This is a genomic window from Aeromonas sp. DNRA1, from assembly GCF_963888745.1.
Lineage (GTDB): Bacteria > Pseudomonadota > Gammaproteobacteria > Enterobacterales > Aeromonadaceae > Aeromonas > Aeromonas hydrophila.
The window spans coordinates 218594-236840 of the sequence record NZ_CAWPKQ010000004.1; the positions used below are offsets into that span (position 1 = coordinate 218594).

At 59.8% G+C, this 18247-nt stretch carries 13 protein-coding genes and 6 tRNA genes; 13 read left to right on the forward strand and 6 right to left on the reverse strand.

Annotated elements, in window-relative coordinates; translation table 11 throughout:
• Nucleotides 1-46: 46 nt before the first annotated feature.
• From recA to AACQ43_RS14705, 11 genes are all read left to right on the forward strand, one after another.
• Entirely contained in the window at nt 47-1111 is a 1065-nt protein-coding gene (recA, locus tag AACQ43_RS14655; protein ID WP_011707431.1) for a recombinase RecA, read from the forward strand.
• A gap of 42 nt (nt 1112-1153) precedes the next feature.
• Nucleotides 1154-1654 (forward strand): regulatory protein RecX, encoded by a 501-nt coding sequence (locus tag AACQ43_RS14660; protein ID WP_168967720.1) that lies wholly within the window; start codon nt 1154-1156, stop codon nt 1652-1654.
• 457 nt (nt 1655-2111) lie between these two features.
• Nucleotides 2112-4736: an alanine--tRNA ligase gene (alaS, locus tag AACQ43_RS14665; protein ID WP_168967721.1), complete on the forward strand. Its 2625-nt coding sequence runs from the start codon at nt 2112-2114 to the stop codon at nt 4734-4736.
• Between the two features lie 16 nt (nt 4737-4752).
• Nucleotides 4753-6000, forward strand: coding sequence for an aspartate kinase (locus AACQ43_RS14670; protein WP_011707428.1), 1248 nt, complete (start codon nt 4753-4755; stop codon nt 5998-6000).
• A 93-nt stretch (nt 6001-6093) separates the two neighbouring features.
• Nucleotides 6094-6282 carry a carbon storage regulator CsrA gene (gene csrA / locus AACQ43_RS14675; RefSeq protein ID WP_005305164.1) on the forward strand — a complete coding sequence of 63 codons (189 nt, stop codon included), beginning with the start codon at nt 6094-6096 and terminating at the stop codon, nt 6280-6282.
• Between the two features lie 214 nt (nt 6283-6496).
• A tRNA-Ser gene (locus AACQ43_RS14680) sits at nt 6497-6589 on the forward strand.
• Between the two features lie 3 nt (nt 6590-6592).
• Nucleotides 6593-6669: transfer RNA gene (locus AACQ43_RS14685), tRNA-Arg, on the forward strand.
• Nucleotides 6670-6768: 99 nt separating this feature from the next.
• Nucleotides 6769-6845: transfer RNA gene (locus tag AACQ43_RS14690), tRNA-Arg, on the forward strand.
• Between the two features lie 26 nt (nt 6846-6871).
• Nucleotides 6872-6948: transfer RNA gene (locus AACQ43_RS14695), tRNA-Arg, on the forward strand.
• Nucleotides 6949-6976: 28 nt separating this feature from the next.
• Nucleotides 6977-7053, forward strand: a tRNA-Arg gene (locus tag AACQ43_RS14700).
• A gap of 28 nt (nt 7054-7081) precedes the next feature.
• A tRNA-Arg gene (locus AACQ43_RS14705) sits at nt 7082-7158 on the forward strand.
• Between the two features lie 367 nt (nt 7159-7525).
• On the opposite strand, the gene pbpG is transcribed toward AACQ43_RS14705, so the two are convergent.
• From pbpG to pepA, 6 genes are all read right to left on the reverse strand, one after another.
• Nucleotides 7526-8353: a D-alanyl-D-alanine endopeptidase gene (pbpG, locus tag AACQ43_RS14710; protein ID WP_011707427.1), complete on the reverse strand. Its 828-nt coding sequence runs from the start codon at nt 8351-8353 to the stop codon at nt 7526-7528.
• Nucleotides 8354-8492: 139 nt separating this feature from the next.
• Nucleotides 8493-9158, reverse strand: coding sequence for a DedA family protein (locus AACQ43_RS14715; protein WP_016352045.1), 666 nt, complete (start codon nt 9156-9158; stop codon nt 8493-8495).
• Between the two features lie 18 nt (nt 9159-9176).
• Nucleotides 9177-10469, reverse strand: coding sequence for a hemolysin family protein (locus AACQ43_RS14720; protein ID WP_024946378.1), 1293 nt, complete (start codon nt 10467-10469; stop codon nt 9177-9179).
• Between the two features lie 186 nt (nt 10470-10655).
• Nucleotides 10656-13508: a valine--tRNA ligase gene (locus AACQ43_RS14725; protein ID WP_168967722.1), complete on the reverse strand. Its 2853-nt coding sequence runs from the start codon at nt 13506-13508 to the stop codon at nt 10656-10658.
• A gap of 65 nt (nt 13509-13573) precedes the next feature.
• Nucleotides 13574-14029 (reverse strand): DNA polymerase III subunit chi, encoded by a 456-nt coding sequence (locus AACQ43_RS14730; RefSeq protein ID WP_011707423.1) that lies wholly within the window; start codon nt 14027-14029, stop codon nt 13574-13576.
• A gap of 162 nt (nt 14030-14191) precedes the next feature.
• Nucleotides 14192-15700 carry a leucyl aminopeptidase gene (gene pepA / locus AACQ43_RS14735; RefSeq protein ID WP_076361846.1) on the reverse strand — a complete coding sequence of 503 codons (1509 nt, stop codon included), beginning with the start codon at nt 15698-15700 and terminating at the stop codon, nt 14192-14194.
• 172 nt (nt 15701-15872) lie between these two features.
• On the opposite strand from pepA, the gene lptF reads away from it, so the two are divergent.
• Nucleotides 15873-16985 (forward strand): LPS export ABC transporter permease LptF, encoded by a 1113-nt coding sequence (gene lptF, locus AACQ43_RS14740; protein WP_005305138.1) that lies wholly within the window; start codon nt 15873-15875, stop codon nt 16983-16985.
• 25 nt (nt 16986-17010) lie between these two features.
• On the forward strand, nt 17011-18081 hold the full coding sequence (gene lptG / locus AACQ43_RS14745) for an LPS export ABC transporter permease LptG (RefSeq protein ID WP_011707420.1): 1071 nt from the start codon (nt 17011-17013) through the stop codon (nt 18079-18081).
• Nucleotides 18082-18247: the final 166 nt, after the last annotated feature.

Genomic DNA, 18247 nt, shown 5'->3' on the forward strand with positions numbered 1-18247 from the left:
CTTAGCCCAACTTCATTTTTACTCACGATTTCCAGCGGAGATTGGCATGGATCAGAACAAACAGAAGGCACTGGCGGCTGCGCTGGGTCAGATCGAAAAGCAGTTTGGCAAAGGCTCCATCATGCGTCTGGGCGACAGCAAGACCATGGATATCGAAGCCATCTCCACCGGCTCCCTCTCTCTGGACGTGGCGCTGGGCATCGGTGGCCTGCCGTGCGGTCGTATCGTCGAGATCTATGGCCCGGAATCTTCCGGTAAAACCACGCTGACCCTGCAGGTGATCGCCGAAGCGCAGAAGAAGGGCAAGACCTGTGCCTTCGTCGATGCGGAGCACGCGCTGGATCCTATTTATGCCGCCAAGCTGGGCGTCAACGTCGACGACCTGCTGATCTCCCAGCCGGATACCGGTGAACAGGCGCTGGAAATCTGCGACATGCTGGTGCGCTCCAACGCCGTTGACGTCATCATCGTCGACTCCGTAGCGGCCCTGACCCCGAAAGCGGAAATCGAAGGCGAGATGGGTGATTCCCACGTCGGCCTGCAGGCCCGTCTGATGTCCCAGGCGCTGCGTAAACTGACCGCCAACATCAAGAACGCCAACTGCCTGTGCATCTTCATCAACCAGATCCGGATGAAGATCGGCGTCATGTTTGGCAGCCCGGAGACCACCACGGGTGGTAACGCGCTCAAGTTCTACGCCTCCGTTCGTCTGGATATCCGTCGCATCGGCGCCATCAAGGAAGGTGACGAAGTGGTCGGTAACGAGACCCGCGTCAAAGTGGTCAAGAACAAGGTGGCCCCGCCCTTCAAGCAGGCCGAGTTCCAGATTTTCTATGGCGCCGGCATCTCCAAAGAGGGCGAGCTGGTGGATCTGGGCGTCAAGCACAAGCTGATCGACAAGGCCGGTGCCTGGTACAGCTACAACGGCGAGAAGATCGGTCAGGGCAAGGCCAACGTCATGAAGCTGTTCGCCGAGAACAAGGCGATGGCTGGCGAAGTGGAAGCCCGCCTGCGTGAGCTGCTGCTCTCCGGTGCCGTACCTGTCGATGACAAGGCTGCACCGGTTGAGGCAGAAGAGTTCGATGCCGAAAGCGAACAAGAGTTCGAATAAGGAACAGAAGGAAGGCCGGGTTGATACCCGGCCTTGTTATTTATGGTTGATGAATCTGCTGACAAACCGGTCGAACTCACCTTTGAAGAGCAACTGGCGGCGGCCCGCGCCTTTGCCATGCGCAGTCTTGCTCGCCGCGAAAGCGCCGAGTCCGAGCTGGCCAGACGGCTGCGCCAGCAGGGCTATCAGGAAGAGGTGATCGAGGTGGTGGTCGACTACTGCCGCGGTTACAACTGGGTCAATGACGAGCGCTATGGCGCCATGGCGGTAAGAGCCGGAGCGGCCAAGGGGCACGGTCCCATCAAGATCCGTTTCGAGCTGCGCCGCAAGGGGCTGGATGACAACCAGATTGACGCCGCCTTCGAGCAGCCGGAGCTGGACTGGTTTGAACTGGCCTTGGCACTGTTGGAGCGGCGAGCCAACGTGGCCGACCTTGCCGATTTCAAGCTGCGGATGAAATGGCTCAAATACCTGCTGGGGCGCGGCTTTACCCAGGAGCAGGGACGCTATGCGTTGAGCGCCTTGCAGGAGCGCGAGCTGTAACCACATCGTTTCTGCTCTCCTGCAAGCCGTCGCAGCCTGTTGATAGCCAGCAGGGTTGATGGTGGCGCGCCTGCCATCTAGCCCCAACATCCAGCACCCAAGATTGTCATGGCGCAGTTCTGCATCTCACATGATGCCTTTTGCTCGGGTTGTCCGTATCGTCTTTCCCGTCGTCGCCATGGACATGGTGGCATGCCCTTTGCTGCTGGTATCTGTGGATTCAACAACTTGCATCCTGGTGGCGGAGGCGGTGGAAGGCTCTTCGGCGGCAGGCCGATTTTCCGCTGCCATCGGCCAGAACCATGGCTGAAAACGCCCCGGTTTGTCTCCCTTTTCTCCCAGCCCCCATTTATGCGCGCTTTTTCACCCGTGGCGGCCCTGTCCGTTTTACTTTACCCCGCAGAAAACTTACATTAATGCGGTTAAAAGTCCGTATTCGAATCAAGCAGGATTTTCCATGTATATGTCCACGTCAGAGATTCGCACCGCGTTTCTCGAGTATTTCCGTTCCCAGGGGCACCAGGTTGTCTCCTCCAGCTCGCTGGTACCGCATAACGACCCGACCCTGTTGTTTACCAACGCGGGTATGAACCAGTTCAAGGACGTGTTCCTTGGCGCAGACAAGCGTGCCTACAATCGCGCGACGACTTCCCAGCGTTGCGTGCGTGCCGGTGGTAAGCACAACGATCTGGAAAACGTCGGCTATACCGCTCGTCACCACACCTTCTTCGAAATGCTGGGCAACTTCAGCTTTGGCGATTACTTCAAGCAGGATGCCATCAAGTTTGCATGGGGTTTCCTGACCGAGGTGCTGCAACTACCGAAAGAGCGCCTGCTGGTGACCGTCTACGCGACTGACGATGAAGCTTTCGACATCTGGGAAAAAGAGGTCGGTGTGCCGGCCGATCGCATCGTGCGCATCGGTGACAACAAGGGCGCACCGTACGCTTCCGACAACTTCTGGGCGATGGGCGATACCGGTCCGTGCGGTCCCTGCACCGAGATCTTCTACGACCACGGCGATCACATCTGGGGTGGCCGTCCCGGCTCACCGGAAGAGGATGGCGACCGTTTCATCGAGATCTGGAACGTGGTGTTCATGCAGTTCAACCGTCAGGCTGACGGCACCATGGAGCCGCTGCCGCGTCCGTCCGTGGATACCGGCATGGGTCTGGAGCGTATCTCCGCCATCATGCAGGGTGTGCACTCCAACTATGAAATCGACATCTTCCAGGCGCTGATCAAGAAAGCGGCCGAGATTGTCGGCACCACCGATCTGAGCAACCAGTCCCTGCGCGTCATTGCCGACCACATCCGCTCCTGCGCCTTCCTGGTGGCAGATGGCGTGATGCCGTCCAATGAAGGTCGTGGCTATGTGCTGCGTCGCATCATCCGCCGCGCCGTGCGTCACGGTCGCAAGCTGGGTGCCACCGAAGTGTTCTTCTACAAACTGGCTGCCGAGCTGGCAGTGCAGATGAAGGATGTCGCCGCTGAGCTGATCGCCCAGCTGCCGCTGGTCGAGCGCGTGCTGCGCATCGAAGAGGAGCAGTTCGTCCGCACTCTGGACAGAGGCCTGCTGCTGCTGGAAGACGTGCTGGCCAATCTTGGCGATGCCAAGGTCATTCCGGGCGAAGTGGTATTCAAGCTGTATGACACTTACGGTTTCCCGGCCGACCTGACTGCCGACGTGGTGCGCGAGCGCGAGATCGGCATCGACGAAGAGGGCTTCAAGGCCGAGATGGAGAAGCAGCGTGCTCGCGCCAAAGAGGCCTCCAGCTTCGGCGTGAACTACAACGAGATGCTCAAGCTCGATTTCGAGACTCCCTTCACCGGTTACAAGACCCTGAGCGATCGCACTCGCGTGGTCGGCATCTACAAGGGGGTGGACGAGGTGAGCGGTCTCATCGCCGGTGACGAAGCGGTCATCGTGCTGGAGCAGACCCCCTTCTACGCCGAGTCCGGCGGCCAGATCGGCGACAGCGGTACCCTGAAAGTGGACGACGGCATCTTTGCCGTGACCGATACCGTCAAAGCGGGCAAGGCGATCATCCACAAGGGCTACATGGAGCTGGGCACCCTGGAGAAAGGGGCCGAGGTCGAAGCCGTGGTCGATGGCGAGCGTCGCCAGGCCATCGCTCTGAACCACTCCGTGACTCACCTGCTGCACGCAGCCTTACGTCAGGCGCTGGGTGAGCACGTAACCCAGAAAGGCTCTCTGGTGGGCGCCGAGCGCATGCGCTTTGACTTCTCCCACTTCGAGGGGATGACTATGGCGACCATTCGCCGGGTCGAGGAGCTGGTCAACAACCAGATCCGCGCCAACCACGAAATCACCACCCAGCTGATGGACCTGGAAGCCGCCAAGTCGGCCGGCGCCATGGCGCTGTTTGGTGAGAAATACGAAGACGACGTGCGCGTGGTGCGCATGGGCGACTACTCCACCGAGCTGTGCGGCGGTACTCACGCCAAGCGCACCGGTGACATCGGCTTCTTCAAGATCATCGCCGAGAGTGGCATCGCCGCTGGCGTGCGCCGTATCGAAGCGGTGACCGGCAAGGCCGCCATCGACTTCATGCATCAGGTCGGCGAGCAGATCGAAGAGGCTGCTGCCCTGGTGAAAGGTGACCAGTTCTGCATCGCCGACAAGATTCGCCAGGTGTTGGACAAGGCCAAGATGATGGAGCGCGAGCTGGAGCAGCTCAAGGCCAAGCTGGCTGCTCAGGCCGGTAACGACCTGCTGGGTCAGGTCATCGAGATCAAGGGTCAGAAGGTGCTGGTTGCAGCGCTGGAAGGAGCCGATCCGAAATCCCTGCGCGGCATGCTGGATGAACTGAAGAACCAGATGAAGTCCGGTGTCGTGCTGCTGGCCACCAGTGGCGAGGGCAAGGTCAACCTGATCGCGGGCGTCACTAACGACCTGACCGGCAAGGTCAAGGCCGGTGAGCTGGTCAATCTGGTCGCCCAGCAGGTGGGTGGCAAGGGCGGCGGTCGTCCCGACATGGCCCAGGCGGGTGGTACCCAGCCCGAGGCAGTGCCGGCAGCCCTGCAATCCGTACACTCCTGGCTGGAAGAGCGCCTGTAATCGGGCGAGGTGATCTGTGGCACTCTATGTACAGAAGTACGGCGGCACCTCGGTCGGCACGCTGGAGCGGATCGAGGCGGTAGCTGAGCGGGTCGAGCAGACCCGCGCCCAGGGACATGACGTGGTGGTGGTGGTCTCCGCCATGTCGGGCGAAACCAACCGGCTGCTGGGCATGGCCCAGCAGCTGGATCCTGATGCCAATCGGCGCGAGATGGATGTGCTGGTCTCCACCGGTGAGCAGGTCACCATAGCGCTGCTGGCCATCGCGTTGAACAAACGTGGTTGTCCTGCGGTCTCAATGACCGGCGATCAGGTTCGCATTCATACCGATTCCGCTTATGGCAAGGCGCGCATCACCCACATCGACACTGAGCAGGTTCAGGCTGAACTGGGCGCGGGCAAGGTGGTGGTGATCGCCGGCTTCCAGGGCCGTGACGAGCACAATGCCATCACGACGCTGGGCCGCGGTGGTTCTGATACCACGGCGGTTGCCGTAGCGGCGGCCATCAAGGCCGATGAATGCCAGATCTTTACCGATGTGGATGGGGTCTATACCACGGATCCGCGCATCGAGCCCAAGGCGCGCCGTCTCGATACCATCACCTTCGAGGAGATGCTGGAGATGGCCAGTCTCGGCGCCAAGGTGCTGCAGATCCGTTCGGTGGAGTTCGCGGGCAAGTACCGCGTACCGCTGCGGGTGCTGTCGAGCTTTGTCGATGGAGAGGGAACCTTAATCACATATGGAGGTGAGAGGATGGAAGCTCCCCTGGTATCCGGGATAGCATTCAATCGCAACGAGGCGAGCCTGACCATTCTGGGTGTGCCGGACAGGCCCACCGTGGCCGCGCAGATCCTGAATCCGATCAGCGACGCCAACATTGATGTCGACATGATAGTGCAGAACACGCTGGGCGATGGGACCGCCGACTTCACCTTCACGGTGAATCGCGATGACTATCGCCGGGCGCGCGCCCTGCTGGAGGAGACCGCCAGCGAGCTGGGGGCCGCCTGCGTGCAGGGCAACGGTGAGATCGCCAAGGTTTCCATCGTCGGAGTCGGGATGTGGAACCATCCTGGCGTCGCCCGCACCATGTTCAAGGTATTGGGCGAGGAGGGGATCAACATGCAGTTGATTTCCACCTCTGAAATCAAGATATCCGTGGTGATTGACGAGAAGTACCTGGAGCTGGCAGTGCGTGCTTTGCACTCCGCTTTTGGGCTGGATCAGGAGCCTCATGAGCAGCCCTTGGGAAACAATCCCTGATTGATTTAGTTTCAACCATTTACCATATCGGTATCTTTGTAAGATAATGTCGCATATCGATATAAATACAAAACAGGATACAGGAGCAAGCGAATGCTTATTTTGACTCGTCGTGTAGGGGAAACCCTGATGATTGGTGACGAAGTGACTGTCACCGTACTGGGCGTAAAAGGCAATCAGGTTCGTATCGGTGTGAACGCACCGAAAGAGGTCTCCGTACACCGCGAAGAGATCTACCAGCGCATCCAGGCCGAGAAAGTTCCGGGCCAATCCGGTTTCTAAGCGGCATTAATGGCTGTGACAAGGCGACACCTCATGTGTCGCCTTTTGTTTTTCTGGGGTGCTGAAAAACGTGCAGCAGGGAGCAAAAGAGCGGGATAAGTGTCGATATTGCTTGAATATTCCACTCTTTGGCCAAATGCTGAGCGAACGCGCTTTTTTCTCCAAAAAAGTGTTTGACTAAAAATCCCTGTGAAGTATTATCAGCCCCGCAAACGGAGAGGTGGCCGAGAGGCTGAAGGCGCTCCCCTGCTAAGGGAGTATGCGGCTTATACCCGCATCGGGGGTTCGAATCCCCCCTTCTCCGCCATTTGCGCCCGTAGCTCAGCTGGATAGAGTACCTGGCTACGAACCAGGTGGTCAGAGGTTCGAATCCTCTCGGGCGCACCATATTAGACTCACGATGAGTCATGTACTGGCAATCAGCAAGCCGGTACACCTGAAAAAGGCTTACTGTTGAGTAAGCTTTTTTTATCGCTTTAAATCAGGGCGCCCGTAGCTCAGCTGGATAGAGTACCTGGCTACGAACCAGGTGGTCAGAGGTTCGAATCCTCTCGGGCGCACCATTTAAAGCAAAATAAAAAGTTTATGAGCGCCCGTAGCTCAGCTGGATAGAGTACCTGGCTACGAACCAGGTGGTCAGAGGTTCGAATCCTCTCGGGCGCACCATTTTGAAATCAGTACCAAAAGTTTGTGAGCGCCCGTAGCTCAGCTGGATAGAGTACCTGGCTACGAACCAGGTGGTCAGAGGTTCGAATCCTCTCGGGCGCACCATATTGAAAGCAGTACCAAAAGTTGATGAGCGCCCGTAGCTCAGCTGGATAGAGTACCTGGCTACGAACCAGGTGGTCAGAGGTTCGAATCCTCTCGGGCGCACCATATAGAAGACAGCCTCGACCTCGGTCGGGGCTGTTTTTTTATATGGCCATGCCGCCGAAAGGGCTGACACCGCTCAGCTCTTGGTCTCCTCCCGTTTGGCTCGACAGCCGTCATCCGTCTCGGCCTCAGGCCAACAACCGCGTGACGAAGGCTCCTATGCCTGCATGACGCGCTACCCTGTCGCGAACCATTGCCCATCTCCTTATCCCCTTCATGCTCGCCCTGTTGCTGCGTATGGCTGCTGCTTTACCTGAGGCAATACCTTTATTCCTCCTTTGTGATTGCAGGGCCCAGATGGGCGCAGAGGCGATTTGTGGGCAATAAAAAAGGATGCCGCAGCATCCTTCTTCATCCCCGTGGTGCGGGATCAGCTTTTCAGCCACTTGCGAATGCGGTTGGCATCGCCGACCGGGGTGCGTTTGCCCACCGAGTTGAGCAGCACGATGGCCAGCTCGCGGTTGTCCGGCTTGGCGCGCATCAGCAGGCAGCGGCCCGCCTCGTCGGTAAAGCCGGTCTTGGAGAGGCGCACATCCCAGTCCGGGTTCTTCACCAGTGGGTTGGTGTTGTTGAACATCAGGCTGTAGGCAGGGGTGCGAAAGCGCATGTCCTTGCTGGTGTCCTGGGTGAACTCGCGGATCAACGGCTGGCGATAGGCGGCGGCGATGAGCTTGGCCAGATCCTGGGCGGTGGAGACGTTGCGAGTCGACAGGCCGGTGGAGTCATAGAAGCGGCTGTTGCGCATGCCCAGCTGCTTGGCCTTGTTGTTCATGGCCCGCACGAAGGCGGGGCGTCCACCGGGATAGTGACGGGCCAGCGCCGAGGCCATGCGGTTCTCCGACGACATCAGTGCCAGGTGCAGGGCATCGCGGCGCGATACCTGGGTGCCCATGCGCACCCGCGAATAGGTGTGCTTGATGGCGTCTCTGTCGTTCTGATCGATGGTCAGGGTCTGGCCGAGATCCTGACGGGCATCCAGCACCACCAGTGCCGTCATCAGCTTGGTGATCGAGGCGATGGGGCGCACCCGGGTGGCATTCTTCTGGTACAGGGTCTTGCCCGTACCGACATCCATCACCAGCGCGCTGCTCGATTGCAGCTGCAGTTTGGCCGGGTTGGGGGCAGCCAATGCTGCTGGCAATCCCAGCAGTCCAACCAATGCATAAACCAGCGCCATAGCGCTAACCCGACACCGCATACTACCGACTCCATTCACGTCGAAAAAAAAGGCGCTAGATTCACTCATTTTTACCCTCGCTTGACAAGAGTGCCAGCAGGTAAATCGCCATTATTTAGCTAAAAAAAGGGCCATCTTGCGATGGCCCTGTGTATTTGTCTCAATCCCGTGGCGCACTGGCTTTGCGTTTGCTCAGCCAGCGCCAGATCAGCGCGATGAGACCGCCGACCAGCAGTACGATCGGCAGGCAGAGAATGATGCTGAGGAACTGGGACTGATACTCGGATGCCAGCTTGGTGTGGCTCAGGAAGTAGCCAAAGCCGACCAGCGGGCAGATCCACATGATGGAGCTGACCAGATTGACGATGAGAAAGCGCCCCTGGGGCAGCTCGGTCGCACCGACGATATAGGGGTAGGCGGTGCGCACGAAGGCGATGTAGCGGGCGGTGATCAGGGTCACGATGCCGTATTTGTCGAGCAGGTAGTACACCTTCTGCTGGTGCTTCTCTTCCACATGGGACAGCAGCCGGTGGTAGAGCTGGGTGTGGCCCAGGAAACGCCCCTGCATGTAACCGAGCCAGGTGCCGACGAAGGTGGCCAGGATCAGCAGCGGGATCACCCCAAGGGAGAGCACGTCCTGATAGATGAGCACGCCGGTCAGGATCAACAGGCTGTCGCCGGGCAGAAAGGCGGTGGGGATGAAGCCATTCTCCAGCACCAGAAACGTCAATAACACGCCGCAGACCATGAAGGCCATCTTGGGATCGGATAGCGTCACCAGATCCTGATGCATAAAGGCGTGAGCCAGTTGGTAAAACTGCTCCATAGTTGCAAACTCCGCAGGTTAGCTGGGTTGATCAAGCAAGGGCATGGCCAGCACCTTGTCGATGCGCAGACCATCCATGTCAACAATTTCCAGTTGCCACTGTTCCAGCGTGACCAGATCTCCGGTCTGGGGAACGCGGCCAAGGAGCAGCATGATAAGCCCTCCGAGGGTGTGATAGTGATGTTTTTCTTCTTCCGGTAGCCGAACCAGTCCCAGACAGTCCTTCAGCTCAGGCAGCGGAATGAGGCCGTCGAGCAGCCAGCTGCCATCGGTACGCTGGAATGCCCAGTTGTCGTCGCCGTCCTCCTGCTGGAAGTCGCCGGCCAGGGTCTCCAGCAGATCCTGCTGGGTGACCAGTCCCTGCAGCTCGCCATATTCGTCCACCACTAGCACCATGTGCTCTGAGTGGGTACGGAAGTGGTTGAGCAGCTCGAGGCCGTTCAGGGTCTCCGGCAGCAGGCTGCCATCCTGGGTCAGCGCCGCCAGATCGATGGGCTCTCCCTTGATGTAGGCGTGCAGCACCTTGCTGACGTTGATGATGCCCACCAGTTCCGACAGGCTGCCGTCACAGACCGGGAAGAAGCTGTGGCGATACTCCACCAGTCGCTGCAGGTTCACCTCCAGCGGCAGGGCGAGGTCGAGATAACGGATGTCGCTGCGCGGCACCATCAGTGACGAGAGGCTGCGCTCGTCGAGTCGGAACACATTGCGCAGCATGGTGTGTTCATGATCCTCGATGATCCCGGCCTCCGAACCCTCCACCAACATGGCGTGGATCTCCTCCTGGGTCACGTTGGCGCCACCGTCTTGGCTGACGCGCAGGATGCGCAGGCTGGCCTTGGTGGAAGCCGACAGCAGCCAGACAAAGGGGCGGGTAAGCGCCGCCAGCCACATCATGGGGCGGGCTACCAGGCAGGCGATGCGTTCGGCGCTGAGCTGGCCGAGCCGCTTGGGCACCAGCTCGCCGATGACGATGGAGAGATAGGTGACCACCACGATGACCAGTACGGTGGCGAGCAGACTGCTGCTCTTGGGGGTCATGCCCCACTCTTGCAGCCAGAGCGCCAGTGGCTGGGCCAGCAGGGATTCGCCGTAGATACCGTTGAGCAGACCGATACTGGTGATGCCGATCTGCACCGCGGAGAGAAAATGGGTCGGATCTTCACTCAGTTTAAGGGCGATGGCGGCAGAACGGCTCCCTTCGCTGACCATCTTGCTGAGGCGGGCCTTGCGCGCGGTGACGATGGCGATTTCCGACATGGCGAAGACGCCATTAAGCAAAATCAATCCAAACAGGATCAATATTTCCATACTGCAACAGCACTCCGAGTAGAAAAGATCGCTGGCAGTGTAATGAATTTGGGGGCGATGCGCTTGTGAAAGCGGGTGATTTGGCTCGCTAATTTTGCATGAAGAAGCGCAAAAAGCGCGGGGTGGCGGCGGGCGGGCAATAAAAAGCCCCCTGCAGGAGGGGGCTTTTACCAAGTCAAATCCGGCTTACAGCGCGGCGATCTCGGCCTGCTGGGCTTCCAGCTTGGTCAGCTGGAGACGGTAATCTTCCAGCTTCTCGCGCTCTTTGGCGATGACCGCTTCCGGCGCCTTGGCGACGAAGGCTTCGTTGCCAAGCTTGCCTTCGATCCGGCCGCACTCGCCCACCAGACGGGCAACCTCTTTGGCCAGACGGGCCAGTTCGGCATCCTTGTCGATGAGACCGGCCATCGGGATCATCAGCTCGGTGGCACCGATCAGCTTCTTCACTGACAGCGGGGCGGTTTCACCGTCCGCCAGCACGCGGATGGACTCCAGACGGGCCAGCGACTTGAGGAAGGCCTCGTTGTCAGCGGCGCGCTGGGCATCCTTGGCATCGCACTGGAGCAGCACGTTGAGGGGCACGCTCGGTGCCACGTTCATCTCGGCGCGGATGTTGCGGATGCTGACGATGAACTCCTTCACCCACTCCTGGTCCGCCATCGCGGCTTCGTCCACCTTGGCGGCGTCGAACTCCGGGAAGGCCTGAATCATGATGGTATCGGCGTGTACGCCAGCCAGCGGGGCGACCGATTTCCAGATGGTCTCGGTGATGAACGGGATGATCGGGTGCGCCAGACGCAGCAGGGTTTCGAGCACAGTCACGAGCGTGTGGCGGGCAGCGCGCTGCTCGGCCTCGGAACCCTTGGTCAGCACCGGCTTGGTCAGCTCCAGATACCAGTCACAGAACTGGTTCCAGATAAATTCGTACAGCACGCCAGCCGCGATGTCGAAGCGGTAGGTATCGAGGGCGGTACGGAAGTCACGGATGGCCACTTGCAGCTGGGACTGGATCCAGCGATCCGCCAGACTGAACTGCATTTCGCCACCGGCAAAACCGCAATCCTGATCTTCGGTGTTCATCAGCACATAGCGGGAGGCGTTCCACAGTTTGTTGCAGAAGTTGTTGTAGCCGTCCAGGCGCTTCATGTCCCAGTTGATGTCACGACCGGTAGAGGCCAGTGCAGCCAGGGTGAAGCGCAGGGCGTCGGTACCGTGGGCATCGATCCCTTCCGGGAACTGCTTGGCGGTACGCTTGGCGATCTTCTCGGCCATCTGCGGCTGCATCATGTTGCCGGTGCGCTTCTCCAGCAGGTCTTCCAGCGAGATGCCGTCGATCATGTCGAGGGGGTCCAGCACGTTGCCCTTGGACTTGGACATCTTCTGGCCCTCTTCGTCACGGATAAGGCCAGTGATGTAGACGGTCTTGAACGGGACTTGCGGCTGGCCGTTTTCGTCCTTGATGAAGTGCATGGTCATCATGATCATCCGGGCAATCCAGAAGAAGATGATGTCGAAGCCGCTCATCAGCACGTCGGTCGGGTGGAAGGTCTTGAGTGCCTCGGTGTTGTTCGGCCAGCCCAGAGTGGAGAAGGTCCACAGAGCGGAGCTGAACCAGGTGTCGAGCACATCTTCGTCCTGGCGCAGTACGGTTACGGTCGGGATGCTGTGCTTGGCGCGCACTTCATCTTCGCTGCGGCCAACGTAGACGTTACCGGCGTCGTCATACCATGCCGGGATGCGGTGACCCCACCACAGCTGACGGGAGACGCACCAGTCCTGAATGTCGCGCATCCAGGAGAAGTACATGTTTTCGTACTGCTTCGGCACGAACTGGATGCGGCCATCTTCCACCGCTTCGATAGCGGTCTTGGCCATCGGCGCCACGCGCACGTACCACTGGTCGGTCAGCATCGGCTCGATGGGCACGCCACCGCGATCGCCGTAAGGCTGCTGCAGCACGTGATCCTTGATCTCGGCCAAGAGGCCTAGCTCGTCCAGCTTGGCGACGATGGCCTTGCGGGCGGCGAAGCGCTCCATTCCGGCGAACTCGGTCGGCAGGGCGGCGTCATAGGCGGTGCTGGGGTTGCCGTTGCTGTCGACCACTTCGGCCTCGGCACGCACGTGGGCGTCCAGGGTGAAGATGTTGATCATCGGCAGGCTGTGGCGCTTGCCCACTTCGTTATCGTTAAAGTCGTGGGCCGGGGTGATCTTCACGCAGCCGGTGCCCTTCTCCATGTCGGCGTGCTCGTCGGCGACGATGGGGATCAGACGATTCACCAGCGGCAGCAGAATGTGCTGACCGATCAGCGCCTTGTAGCGCGGGTCTTCCGGGTTTACCGCAACGGCGGTATCACCCAGCATGGTTTCCGGACGGGTGGTGGCGACGATCAGGTGATCCTGGCCTTCAGCAGTCTTGGCACCGTTGGCCAGCGGGTAGCGCAGGTGCCACATGTGGCCCTTTATCTCGCGGTTTTCCACTTCCAGATCGGAGATGGCGGTGTTGAGCTTGGGATCCCAGTTCACCAGACGCTTGCCACGGTACATCAGGCCATCTTCGTAGAGACGGACAAACACTTCCTGTACGGCGGCGGAAAGACCCTCATCCATGGTGAAGCGCTCGCGCTCCCAATCCACGGAGTCACCCAGACGGCGCATCTGGCGGGTGATGGTGCCACCGGACTCTTCCTTCCACTGCCAGATCTTGTCGATGAAGGCTTCCCGGCCGTAATCGTGGCGGGTCTTGCCCTCTTCTGCAGCGATCTTGCGTTCAACCACCATCTGAGTGGCGATACCGGCGTGGTCGGTACCCGCCTGCCACAGGGTGTTCTTGCCCTGCATGCGGTTGTAGCGGATCAGGGTATCCATCAGGGTTTGCTGGAAGGCGTGACCCATGTGCAGGCTGCCGGTGACGTTCGGCGGCGGGATCATGATGCAGAAGGAGTCTTTGCTGGTGTCGCCGTGGGGCTTGAAGTAACCCTGGGCTTCCCAGTGCTGATAGAGCGCCTGTTCGATGGCGTTGTGATTAAAAGTCTTTTCCATGGTCTCGCCGTATTCTGGATGGATGGATTCTGGTGTTGATTCGTCGTGGATCGAGGGTGGCACAGTCAGGGCTGCGCCGGATCCGGTGCGGCAAGGACGGGCTGATCCCTCATCTCGAGGGCGTGGCCTGCCTGGCGATAGTGCTTGTAGCGCTCGCGGGCTTGCTGCTTTTGCGTTTCGTCAGTGGGGACAAAATCTACCACTTGAGCGAAGTGTCCTGCAAACAAAGGTGTCTGTTTGGCCAGATTGATGAGGCGGGCATAGCGCCGCCGTGGCGGCTGATGGCCGATCTCCACCGGTGCCTGACCGCTCTCGCCCTGCAGCTGGTGCGGCACGAAGCGCTCCGGCGGCAGCTGCCACAGCAGCTCGTCGAGGCGCAGGGCCTGCGCTTCGTCGTCGCACAGCAGGTAGAGATGGCCCGCACCCCAGCTATCGGCTACGAGCTGGCAGGCGAGGCGTTCGACGGCCGAAGCCTGCGCGTCATCCTGCTCGCTCATCAGGTAAAAGGTCACTTGGCTCATCAGGTTGATCCCGTTTGCGGTGACGGACTATTGACCGCCGGTAAGGAAGGGCAGGGGATATTCCTGCCAACCCTCAATGAAACAAGGAAGAGGCGGGCCTCTTCCTTGTAATTCAGGGTAACGCCATCCCGTTTGATGCTCGCATCGAACGGGATAAAAGGGTTACTCCTTCTCTTCAATGACCACCCCTGACCGGTTCAGCAGGAACTGGGTCAGCAGGGGCACCGGACGCCCGGTGGAGCCTTTGTCCTTGCCACTCTTCCAGGCGGTCCCGGCGATATCCAGGTGTGCCCAGTTGTACTTCTTGGTGAAGCGTGACAGGAAGGCGGCGGCGGTGATGGTACCGGCCGGGCGGCCGCCTATGTTGGCCATGTCGGCAAACGGACTCTCCAGCTGTTCCTGATACTCGTCGAACAGCGGCAGACGCCAGGCGCGATCACCCGCCTGCTCGGAAGCGTTGAGCAGCTCGTGGGCCAGCGGGTTGTGGTTGGCCAAGAGGCCCGTGGTGTGGTGACCCAGCGCGATGATGCAGGCACCGGTCAAGGTGGCCACATCGATCACGGTTTCCGGATCAAAGCGATCCACGTAGGTCAGCGCATCGCACAGCACCAGGCGGCCTTCCGCATCGGTATTCAGCACTTCGATGGTCTGGCCGGACATGGAGGTGAGGATGTCGCCCGGGCGATAGGCGTTGCCACCCGGCATGTTCTCGCAGCCCGCCAGCACGCCGATGACGTTGATGGGCAGCTGCAGCTGGGCCAGGGCGTGCATGGTACCGAGCACGGAGGCGGCGCCACCCATGTCGTACTTCATCTCGTCCATGCCCTCGGCCGGCTTGATGGAAATGCCGCCAGAGTCGAAGGTCAGTCCCTTGCCGACCAGCACGATGGGCTTGGCATCCGGATGACCCTTGTACTCGATGATGGCCATCATGGCTTCGTTGTCGGAGCCGCGAGCCACCGCCAGATAGGAGTTCATGCCAAGCTCGGCCATCTCCTGCTCGCCGATCACCTTGGTGGTGATGTTGTCGAAGGCATCGGCCAGACGACGGGCCTGGGAGGCGAGATAGGCTGGATTGCAGACATTGGGCGGCATGTTGGCCACGTCGCGACAGACGCGCACCCCTTTCGCCACGGCCAGGCCGTGGGCGATGGCTTTTTCACCAATGGTCAGTTCCCGACGCGTCGGCACGTTGAATACCAGCTTGCGCAGCGGACGGCGCGGCTCGGCCTTGTTGGTCTTGAACTGATCGAAACTGTAGAGGCCCGCCTTGGTGGTTTCCACCGCCTGGCGCACCTTCCAATAGGTATCCCGTCCCTTGACGTGCAGCTCGGTCAGGAAGCAGACCGCTTCCATGGAGCCGGTTTCGTTGAGGGTGGTGATGGTCTTGTTGATGATCTGCTTGTACTGGCGTTCGTCGAGTTCCCGCTCCTTGCCGCAACCGACCAGCAGTACGCGCTCGCTGAGCACGCCCGGTACTTGATGCAGCAACAGCATCTGGCCTGGTTTCCCTTCCAGGTCGCCACGGCGCAGCAGCGAACTGATGTAGCCATCGCTGATCTTGTCCAGTTGTTCGGCAACCGGAGAGAGGCGACGCGGCTCGAATACGCCGACCACGACGCAGGCACTGCGTTGCTTCTCAGGACTGCCACTCTTTACACTGAACTCCATGGAATCTCCTACATCCTAAAGACAAAAGGCACCTTTTATTGAATAATGCGGTGCTTGTTGGGGTATCAGAGGCGGAGCGAACAGGCACTGGCTCCGCAGTTCAAACTGGTAAAAATCCAATATACGGCCCTATTTTTCAGGCATTCGACTAAAAACACAAGTTTACTTGGGAATGACTGTGATCGTTTTCCGATATTTGTTCAGGGAAACCCTGAAAACCCAGCTGGCAGTGTTATTCGTGTTGCTGCTTATCTTTGTCAGCCAGCAATTTATCCAGATTATTGGCGACGCTGCCGACGGCGAGGTACCGACACGTCTGGTCTCCACCCTGCTGCTGCTCAACCTGCCCAACATGGCCCTGTTGATGCTGCCCATCAGCCTGTTTTTGGCCATCTTGTTCGCTCACGGGCGCCTCTACGCCGAAAGCGAGATGACGGTGATGCATGCGGTGGGCTTCAGCCACCGTTTCGTGATGCGCAGCGCCATGGTGCTGGCCTTGCTGACGGCGGCCGTTGCCGCCTTCAACACCGGTTGGGTGGCCCCGCAGGCCAAGGAGCGCGAGTACCAGGTGATCGACGAGTTCAAGGCCGATCCGGGGATCTCCTTCCTGCAGGCCGGCCGTTTCATGGAGCTCGACAAGGGGCGCCTGGTCGCCTACATCCAGGATCTCAACGACAAGGGCTCCAAACTGCAGAAAATCTTCGTGTTGCAGCGCTCTCAGGACGGCAAGCCGCCGTCGGTGGTGGTGGCGACCGAAGGGGTGGTCACGGTCGACAGCAATGGTCTGCAGTGGCTGACTCTGAAGGATGGCTCCCGCTACGAGGGGCACTTCAATACCCGCCAGTTCCAGATCTCCGAATTCGACGAGTACAGCCTGGTGATCCGCCAGCAGGAGATGGAGCGCTCCAACCGCAAGGCGGCGGCCAAGCCGACCATGGAGCTGCTGGGTACCCAGGACAACCAGCTGATGGCCGAACTGCAGTGGCGCCTGTCGCTGCCACTCTCCATTCTGGTGCTGACCTTCCTGGTGGTGCCGCTGGCGCGGGTCAACCCCCGTCAGGGCCGCTATGCCAAGCTGTTGCCAGCCATCCTGCTCTACCTCTCCTACTTCCTGCTGCTCAGTGCCGCCCGCTCTGCCATCGACAGCGGCCGGCTGCCGCACTGGCCCGGCATGTTCCTGGTGCCGCTGGTCTATTTGCTGCTGATCGGGTTGCCGCTCAACCTGCAGGGCACCAGCTGGTGGAACGGGGTCAAGACCCTCTATTTCAAGAGAAAATCGGCATGATGTTGCCATCTGGGAGTCTCTACTGATGTTTGGCATTCTCGATAGATATATCGGCCGTGTTATTTTCATGTCGGTCCTGCTGTGCGAACTGACCCTGGTTGGGCTGGCGGCGCTCATCAAGTACGTGGAGCAGTTGAAGTCGGTAGGGGAAGGCAACTACGACATGCTCAGCGCCCTCTACTATGTGCTGCTCTCCATGCCGAAAGAGGCGGTGCTCTTCTTCCCGCTGGCGGCCCTGCTGGGCGGTCTCATCGGTCTTGGCCAGCTGGCGACCAGCTCCGAGCTGGTGGTGATGCAGGCGGCGGGCCGCTCCAAGATCAGCATAGTGATGGCGGCGCTCAAGACCGCCATCCCGCTGATGATCCTGGTGGGGCTGATGGGGGAGTACGTGGCCCCCATCGCCAAGCGGATGGCGGACGACATCAAGGCGGGCGCCCTGTCTGAGGGGCGGCTGACCGTGTCGGCTTACGGGGTATGGGCCCGCGATGGCAACAACTTCGTCAATATCAACGGGGTGCGCAACGATGGCGCGCTGACCGGCATCACCCTTTACCGTTTCACTCCGGAGCGCAAGCTGATCGATATCCTGCAGGCGCAGGAAGGGGTGTTCGAGCAGCATCACTGGCTGCTGAAACAGGTACAGGTGACCCGCTTCGATGACCCCAGACAGATCATGAGCGAAACCCAGCCCCAGATGGAGTGGAGCTCAGAGCTCACGCCCAAACAGCTGGGGGTGGTGAGCATCGATCCCGAAAACCTGCCGGTGGCGGGACTGCTGGATTACATCGGCTATCTAGATGCCAACAAGCAGGATGCCGGGCGCTACAAGCTGGAGATGTGGCGCAAGCTGCTGTCACCGCTCTCGGTGGTAGCCATGATCCTACTGGCTTCCTCCTTTATCTTCGGCCCGCTGCGCTCGGTCAGCATGGGGGCGCGGATGCTGATGGGGATCATGACCGGCTTTGCCGTCTACGTCAGCGATCGGGTGTTTGGCCCCATCAGTCTGGTGTATGCGGTACCGCCGATCCTGGCGGCCATCGCACCGAGCCTGCTGTTTGGTGGTATCTCCTTCTATATCTTGAGCCGCAAGCAGTAGCGGCCTGAAGGGCTGTGAGGGCGGTGGCGCTGCTGACAAAAGGCGCCCATCGCTCCTGCTGCACTGCTGTTTGGCGGTATCTCCTTCTATATCCTGAGTCGCAATCAGTAAGTGCATCGGCCAGCAAAAAGGGCACCCTAGGGGTGCCCTTTTTCGTTGCTGCCAC